The organism is Ideonella azotifigens, from assembly GCF_006519715.1.
Taxonomy (GTDB): Bacteria; Pseudomonadota; Gammaproteobacteria; order Burkholderiales; family Burkholderiaceae_C; genus Ideonella; species Ideonella azotifigens.
In genome coordinates, this window is sequence record NZ_VIDT01000211.1 from 1 (window position 1) to 8,196 (window position 8,196).

General features: G+C 61.2%; 6 protein-coding genes and 1 pseudogene. All 7 read left to right on the forward strand.

All coding sequences use genetic code 11. The annotated features are described in order from the left end of the window. The coding region (locus tag FKP22_RS14290; RefSeq protein WP_141288148.1) for a DUF2345 domain-containing protein at nt 1-464 on the forward strand (464 nt) is incomplete at its 5' end. 13 nt (nt 465-477) lie between these two features. Beyond that, a complete protein-coding gene (locus tag FKP22_RS14295; protein ID WP_141288149.1) occupies nt 478-2,727 on the forward strand; it encodes a M23 family metallopeptidase in 2,250 nt (749 codons plus the stop codon). Next, nucleotides 2,724-3,305, forward strand: a complete 582-nt coding sequence (locus FKP22_RS14300; RefSeq protein WP_141288150.1) for a hypothetical protein — start codon at nt 2,724-2,726, stop codon at nt 3,303-3,305. Before FKP22_RS14295 ends, FKP22_RS14300 begins: the two co-directional genes overlap by 4 nt. Before the next feature lie 141 nt (nt 3,306-3,446). Next, nucleotides 3,447-4,076 (forward strand): annotated as a pseudogene (locus FKP22_RS34265) (type VI secretion system Vgr family protein); the annotation flags it as partial. Between the two features lie 397 nt (nt 4,077-4,473). Next, nucleotides 4,474-6,288: a lysozyme family protein gene (locus tag FKP22_RS34270; RefSeq protein WP_259372447.1), complete on the forward strand. Its 1,815-nt coding sequence runs from the start codon at nt 4,474-4,476 to the stop codon at nt 6,286-6,288. Next, the gene (locus tag FKP22_RS14310; RefSeq protein WP_141288152.1) at nt 6,285-6,851 is read left to right on the forward strand and encodes an XAC2610-related protein; all 567 of its coding nucleotides are present in this window, start codon (nt 6,285-6,287) and stop codon (nt 6,849-6,851) included. The genes FKP22_RS34270 and FKP22_RS14310 overlap by 4 nt, the downstream gene beginning before the upstream one ends. Before the next feature lie 39 nt (nt 6,852-6,890). After that, nucleotides 6,891-7,946: a hypothetical protein gene (locus FKP22_RS14315; RefSeq protein WP_141288153.1), complete on the forward strand. Its 1,056-nt coding sequence runs from the start codon at nt 6,891-6,893 to the stop codon at nt 7,944-7,946. The last annotated feature ends 250 nt before the right edge of the window (nt 7,947-8,196 follow it).

Genomic DNA, 8,196 nt, shown 5'->3' on the forward strand with positions numbered 1-8,196 from the left:
TGGCCGCCGGCGAGAACCTGCACCTGGCCGCCGGCCAGGACAGCGAGCATGCCATGGCCGGCGCGCTGCGCATCCACACCGGCCAAGCCATCGGCATCCTCGGCGGCGCCATAGAGGCCGGCAGTCAGGCGGCCGGCACCGGCATCACGCTGATCGCCGGCCAGGACCCGCTGGACATCCAGGCACAGGCCGGCACGCTGCAACTCGCCGCCAAGGCCCAGCTCGCCATCCAGAGCCAGAGCCAGCACATCGACTGGGCTGCGGCCAAGAAGATCACGCTGGCCACCGCCGGTGGCGCCAGCATCGTGCTGGAGGGCGGGAACATCACCGTCGAGTGCCCGGGGACGGTCACGGTCAAGGCGGGAACCAAGGCGTTTGAGGGTGGTGAGGGCACGAGCTACGCGATGCCTTTGTTACCGCGAGGCGAATTCCAGCTCAACGGTTCATTCCCCTTTTCCGTCTAAGGAGCGCTTCCGGATGCTTGTCAGCTACCCGATCCTGATGGCGCGTCAGGCCAATGAAAGTGACGAAGCCTACCTGGAACGGCTGATCACAACCCACGTGAATGCCAACGAAGGCCGGTATCCGGTCAGCAGTGTCAACACACCCGCAGGGCCTGTGCATCGGTGGCATGGCGGCATTCACCTAACTGGCAATGGTGAGCCCATCCGAGCGATCGCTGATGGCGTCGTTGTCGCATTTCGCTTTGCAGCTGCGGTCGAAACCTATCCTGGCCAAGGCGACTACGACACCAGCTTCGTGCTGATTCGACACACCACGAAGAGCGGCGAGAACACCGACATGGTGTTTCATTCCTTATACATGCACCTTGCCAACCGGAGCAGCTTGCAGGCCGATCGCCTGATGCAATTGCCTGCCTGGTTGCGCCAAGCCACGTCCGGCCCTGACGTTGTGCACCCAGCACACCAGCTCGTATGGCGCAAGGACGTGCTCGGCTTTGCGGGAACGCTCTATGGCCGCGAGGCTTGTCATTTTGAAGTGTTTGCCACCGAGGCCAGCTTCAATGCTTTCTGGCGCGACAGCGCTAGCGTCACACAGGGCTCAGGCAGCGCCGACTTTTTCGGCCGGGCACACTTTGTCATACCGGCGCAGCAGCAGTTTGCTGCCAGCCACCCCAATGCAGACGCACAGGGCCGGCTGTTGATTCAGGACTCGCCGGGCACGCAAAACGATGTGTACCTTGCAGTGCCCGCGGGCCAAGCCGGCCAGAACCCCGAGCAGCTTTTTGTCAGTGTCAGTCTGCTGGAAGGGCGACGCACTGCAGTGACATACCGCACCGGCGCAAACGGCACTTACGAGCAGGTCGGCGCCCCCGTGACACAGGACGACTACGAATATGAACTCTTTCGTCTCTCGAGCACGCTTTATGCCGACTGCCCCAGTGCCGGCTGGGATTGGCTGCGCTTTGGCCGCGTGCTGGGGCCAGAAGCCACGCAAACACGGCAGAACTGGCAACTGGTGCGCTACAGCCCCGATGCCGTGGGCTACATCGACCTTGCACCGAACGCCATTGCCAAACTGAGCGATGCGGATTTTCCTCACTGGCTGGGTTGGGAGCGCCGGGACGAAGGCCAGGCTACCAGCGCAACTGACGGCATTTGCGACGATGCCCCGACGATCGCGCTCAGTACCGCCACCGACGACACGTCCCGATTAAAGCTTCGCCACCTGATTTGCAAGGCGCCCACGGAATGGGATGCAGGCGACCTTGCCACCCGCTACGCCCGCCTGCGCGACCCCGGCCAGCCGCTGGAGACCGACACCAGTTGGCAGGCATTTGAGCAGCATGTGCAACACCTGGCGTTTTGGAATGCAGCGCTGGGAGACCGCAGCGTTTGGCACTTCCATCCACTCCAGTTCATCGATCACTACCGGCGATGTGGTTGGCGCTCGCAGCGTGAGCTGTTGCAACTCGTGCCGCAGAACATCATCCGAAAGCCCGGTTCTCACAATTCCCCGTCGCAAGGCCATTGGGAGTCACCGCCGATCGGACCTGCCAATACGCTGCTGAGCACCCATGCAACTGAGCTAAACAAGGCATTGCGAAAGTTCTGCATCGACACCCCCATTCGTCAGGCTTGCTTCTTCGGCAACGCGGTACAGGAGACACAGTGGTTTCGCTTCCTGCGCGAGTCCAACGGTACCCAAGCCACCCTTCATTCTGGCTGGTATGGACGCGGCTACCTGCAACTGACCAACCCTAACGGCGCCATCAACGGTGGTAACAACAACTACTACAAGTACTTCCGGTTCCTGGGCCATAGCCCCGTGACGCCGCCCGGCGCCCAAGAGATCACCTGGCGAGACAGCATTGGCACGGATGCGTATCACGCCGCCCACAGCGCTGGCGCGTACTGGGTATGGCCGAACAAGTCGGTCCCAACGGCGCAAACCCCCAATCGGCCGCAGGTGGACAGTGCAAACAAGTACGCCGATGTCACAGCCGCCAATCAGCGTCGCACCATTGCAACCACGGCAGCAGGAAACAAAAGTTGGTACTACAACCAATCGTTCACCAACTGCGCGGCGGCAGTGAACTATCCCGCCACGGTGACCCAGAATCCACCCGACATGAACGGGCTGGTGGACCGTTCGACAGCATTCGCCAACGCCTTGATGGTGCTGGACGACATGGCCACGTTTCCTGACGCCCAGGGCACCCCTCAACGCATCCCTGCGGATTTCGTTCGAAGAACCGTCACATGAGCACAACCTCTCCTCGCCTGCTGTGGGCCCTTGCCTTCCTCGGCACGGCTACTGCGGCCACCGCCACGCCAGACCTGGACGCCTTGATCGCCACGACGCATAGCAAATGTGGCTATGAGGTCAGTGCCATCAGGCAACACATTCAAAACGGTCGCAGCGAGTCTGTCGGCACGGCCGGTCTCAAGATCGACTACGCGGTCGGTTGGCAGCAGGGCGGCAAGCGCATCGAAGGTGCTCTGACCTTCAACTGCGGCGGCGCCAGTGCTTTACCACCCGATCCGACCGCGCCGGTGGCGAGCCCCAAGGAACTCATTGCGGAGGAAGATGCCGGGGGCCGCTACAGCCGCCACGTCGCTTGGCAAAAACCTGTGAAGGCCGCTCACTGGTCACCGCAAGTCGCCTATGTCGACTACTCGTTCGGCGACGGGCAGCGCACTCGAAGCAATGACTTTCTGATATGTGACGGTCAGGTGGCCATACCCTGTATTTCGCTGTCGATCACCAAACCGGAAAAGTTGTCGGCCGATGAGATGGCTTCGGTGCTGTCGAAGATCGCAAGCATCGACGCGCTACGCTGAATCATTTTGTGCTGCTACCAGCTTTGCTCGGTGGGACGGCGTCCGTTGATGCGGCGGTGATGCCCACGCCTGTCACAGCCCGCCTGGCACGGCGGCGCACCGGGCGAGCTGGACCAGGACGGCCAGCGCAACGCGGCCGGACTGTCAGGCTACAAGAGCAAGGAGTTCGGCGGCCAGGGCTTCAACCAGCTGGTGTTCGATGACCACGACCAACAACTGCGCGTGCAGCTGGCCAGCACCCAGCACGCCAGCCAGCTCACGCTGGGTCACCTGATCCACCAGGCCGACAACCACCGCGGCAGCTTCCGCGGCACCGGGCTGGAACTGCGCACCGACGCCTATGGCGCGCTGCGCGCCAGCCAGGGCGTGCTGATCAGCAGCTTCGGGACGCAGCCGGCAGAACCCGCCGGCGACAACGCCGCCGGCATCGCGCTGGCCAGGCAGTTGCAGACCTTGGGCCAGGCCCTGAGCCAGGCTGCGCAGACGCACCAGGCGGTGCAACTCTCAGGCCACATCGGCAGCACGCAGGCCGGCCAGAGCAGCATCGACACCAAGGCCCCGCCACTGCCCGCCTGGCTCACGCAGACCACAGGTCAGGCCAAGTTGCCGCACGGCACCGATCCGGTGGTGGCAATCAGCGCCCGCGCGGGGCTGGCAACGGTCGCCGGGCAGGACATCACGCTGGCCGCTGGCGAGAACCTGCATCTGGCCGCAGGCCAGGACAGCGAACATGCCGTGGCCGGCGCGCTGCGCATCCATACCGGCCAGGCCATCGGCATCCTCGGCGGCCCCCCATTCCTGCCCATCAGAACTGCCAATCAGACCGAACAGCAATGGCTCGATGCCGCCATGACCGGCGTGAGCCCCGGGCATGTGCCCAAACGCGGCAACAACAGCATCGTCGGCGGCTATCCAATCAGCCTCGAACTGGGTTGGCACGGCGGCGTGCATCTCACCGCACCAAACGGCCCGAATGGCCAAGCCTTGCCCGTGCGTGCAGTTGCAGATGGCATGGTGATCCACGTTCGCCAGCCCACCGCCTTATCCACCGATTCGCAGCATGCCTTGAATTACGGCGCAGCCTCAGGAGCCCAATGCTGGACCAGCGACGGCATAGTGCTGGTGCGCCATGACACGGACATTGGCGCGAATGCGCAAAGGCCAGGCCGTGGCCGTCACCTTCTATTCGCTCTACATGCATCTGCATGCGGTGCGCAGCACGGTGACGGCAGGGCGCACCATCAACCGGAAGGCCGAACTGGGCGACGCCGGCTACATCTATGGCCAGCCGAGTCGCATCCACTTCGAGATCTTTTGCGACAACGAAAGCCTGCAGCGCTTCGTCGGTCGGGCTTCAGGCGACCTTCCTCTCGATCAGCACGGCCGTGCTGACGTGCTGTTCGGCGAGCTCTACTTCAGGCTGGCAGGCACGACGATCTACGCGGCTCAACCCGCCGCCAATGTGGTGACACCCACCGTGGCCGCAACCTACGCGGCCACGCAAGACCTGATCATCGGCCTGCGCTATGCCCAGGGCGGTGGCGCCCAAGGGCAGCAGGGCGATGCCACGGTCACCGCTTATCACGCTGATGGCTCGATCGAAGGTACACCGCTGCGTGAAACCGAGGCCGAGTACGCCCTATACACCAGCGCCAATAGCATCTCGACCGCGTATCCGGCGGCTGGACGTCCGGCCCCCAGCGCGGTGTACGAGGTGCTTCGCCTGGGCAGGGTCGTCAACACCGAGGAGGAAGCGCTCACCCCCGCCGACCTCCCCCATTGGCGCAAGGTCCGCTATCCCGGTGGCGAAGGCTGGGTCAACCTCAATGCCTCCACCGTGCGGAAGTTCAGCGACGCAGACTTCCCACCTTGGAAACGTTGGTCCTTGATCGACGACAGCGCTGACCAGGACAGCCGCTGCGACTCCGCCACGGTACTCGGCTGGTTGGACACCAATCTGGACCACCATGTTGATGCACAGGAGTCCGCTGCAGCGCAGGCCGACGCCAGCGTTGCGGAGCGTCTGTCGTACGCGATCTGCCGTTTTCCAACGGAGTGGGATGGCAGCACATTGGACGCACGCTGGGGCTGGCTGAAGACTGCCACACCTGAGAACCCCGATCCGCTGACGGAGACCGACTTTGCGGCGTTCAAGCGGCATGCGGAGGCCTTGTGCTTCTGGGCACAGGTGCCAGTTCAGACGCCAGCGTTGCCCGCCAATCCGTGGCGCTTCCATCCGCGAGCATTCATCGAATTGTTCCGGCGATGCGGCTGGCTAAGTCACGACGAATTGGCCTCGACGTTTCCAAAATACCAGTTCTACAACAGCAGTGGCAACCCCCGGACGGCGATCACTACCGCCAACGCAACCTATACGCTGACGCGGGCCACGGCCCGAACGCGCATCGCCCACCATGCCTACGCGCTGAATCGCTGCATCCAGAAATACATAGGTCCGGATCCGAAGCGGATCGCGATCTTCTTGTCTCAAGTTCTGCTCGAAACAGCCCAGTGGCGCAACCCCGGCGGCAACAACAGGCTGATGCACGAATGGGGCTATGGCGCCTACTCGGCTGCCAATCCTGCCACCCAGTACTACACCGCATTTTATGGTCGCGGCATGATGCAGTTGACGTGGGCAGGCAACTACAAAGCGTATGGTGAATACCGTCACTTGGCCGACCACACAGGGGCCTACATTGAGCGCCGCCCCCTGCCCAGCCCTCGTATCACTGCCACGTCCCAGCACTACAACGCGAACCCGAACGATGGCGGCGTGCAATCTCAATGGGCGCCGCGCTACGATCCCGACATCATTGGTGAGCAGCCCTACGAAGCATGTGACTCGGGCGGCTTCTACTGGATATCCAAGTCGTTTTCCGAGGGACTGAAGACGGACAGTACCGACGACTCTGCGGACCTCACCATCAATCCGCCTGCCCCGAAGGCGGCCGTCCGCGCCAACATGGCCCGTACCGAATGAGCCTCCAGCGCCTCCTCAAGCCCGCGCGCCAGCGACTCGCCCATCTCGCCATCGTGGCGACTCTGTGCGCGGGGAACACACTCAGCATGGCTTCCGCCGCGGCGCCAGACGCCGAGGACACGAAAGCCCACTTCGTACCTTGCAGCGGGGCCGACATCACCGCGACCGTGTCCAGGCAGGCCTTGTCTTATTCGATCACCCTTCCGGGACAGGCCTCAGTCGACCGCAGCGTGCCGCTGGACGTTGAACGCCAGCCTCACCTGATCGTGGAAGATTACAACTTCGACGGCCGTCCAGATCTGTCGGTCTGGTACCTGGACGAAGGCATGAGCACCTCAACCATTCATCGCGTCTTCCTGTTCGATCCTGACAGCCACGATCTGAAGGAAGTTGCGGCGCAGTGTGGGGAGGAATTCCTCAACCTGAAGCTCGACAAGCTGAATCGCCTGCTGATCAGCACCGTCTACAAGCAAGGCAAGCCCAGTATCTGCAAAACTTCGCTGGCGGGCAAACAAGCGCAACCTACCAAGGGGATGGCCGCCTGCAAAACGTCCCCGAATTGATCTCCCAGACACCTCCTGACCTTTTTGAGAAGAGTGTGGATGAGAATTCCGTCATCGTTGATGGGCTTGGAACGGCCCTTTTTTGTCAAAGCTTTCCATGCCCTCGGGGATCAGGTGGGCACACTGACCCAGAGCACAGCCTTTGAACACAGACACTCCACCGGAAATGCAGCAAAAGAAAGTGGAAGCCAGTGCGGCGAAATCGGCCGGCAAAAAGAAGACGGGTGCCCACTGATGTCAATATTTCGGCTTTGCTGGATCGGTTGCATCGTCGGCCATGTCAGTGCAGGATGGCCTCTCGCTTGCTTTGCCCAAGAAGTTCTCCCAAACGCCTACAGCCCAAACAATTCAGAAAATTCTGATGATCTGCAAAGGTCTTGGGCCGATTCAGGCAAACCATTCAACGAAGCCAAGCGAAAACTGATTGCCAGCGGGAAGATATCAATTGACCATGCGGCACCAGCCCAACCGCTGGAGATATCTCCTCTACCTTCTGATTGGAAGCTGGCCGCGGATGTTGTGAAGAACGGATGCGGCATCAGCCTCATCGTACCGGCCACGGCGGGCTACGATGGGCCGGACTGCTCGAAGAATACCGGCGGCGATCTTGTTTCTGGCCTTGCGGCGAGCGTGCAAGCTGATAAGAGGGTTTTTTATGGACATGCCATTAGAAGGCTGTATACGCAGGGACTGAAGTATGATGATCACTTTCAGAAAGTCAATTTCTTCGTTTTTGACCACCAGGGCTTTGAAGAACGCCTGCTGAAGAGCGGGCAAGTGGGAGCAAATGCCGAAGGGCTCTTCGTTAATTCCCATATAACACCCCTCTCCGCTGGGGACTCGAAGGTCATCAAGACCTTCCCAGTTAAAGTATCAAAAATAGGAAGCACTCAGCACTTGGTGGCTCGCTCCGCCTGGTCGCATAGCCATCACGGCAAAATTTCATATGCCACATGCATCTACTCCTTGCATGGAAATATTAATCGCGCGGCGGAAGCCATGACATGCTTCATGGATGTGTCGCCGACTTCCTATACAAGCCGCTATGTCGACGAGTACATGAAGGTCCTGGAATCTCTCCAGGTTAGTCCTTAGCTGTGCTACGGGCAGCCATTCACTGACACACCGTCGAACGCTTTGGTCGCGCCTTTGAATTTCACCGAAAATCTCACGCGGCGGTGTTTCACTCGGCATTCGGTCTCTTTGACAAGGAGAGCCCTCAGGACCTCTTTCGTCGGCCTTGCGAAGCTCGCAAGTCGTTGTCCCGAAACGACTTTCGGGTGATATCCGATGGTCAGATCTCCCGAGAATCAATCCAATGGAGATCGGTTTCTGGGAGTTCTGG

What these genes read in the sequence shown, in the direction of transcription:
- FKP22_RS14295 (WP_141288149.1), top strand. Translation starts at nt 478, where the DNA reads ATGCTTGTCAGCTACCCGATCCTGATGGCGCGTCAGGCCAATGAAAGT.
- FKP22_RS14315 (WP_141288153.1), top strand. Translation starts at nt 6,891, where the DNA reads ATGAGAATTCCGTCATCGTTGATGGGCTTGGAACGGCCCTTTTTTGTC.
- FKP22_RS14300 (WP_141288150.1), top strand. Translation starts at nt 2,724, where the DNA reads ATGAGCACAACCTCTCCTCGCCTGCTGTGGGCCCTTGCCTTCCTCGGC.
- FKP22_RS14310 (WP_141288152.1), top strand. Translation starts at nt 6,285, where the DNA reads ATGAGCCTCCAGCGCCTCCTCAAGCCCGCGCGCCAGCGACTCGCCCAT.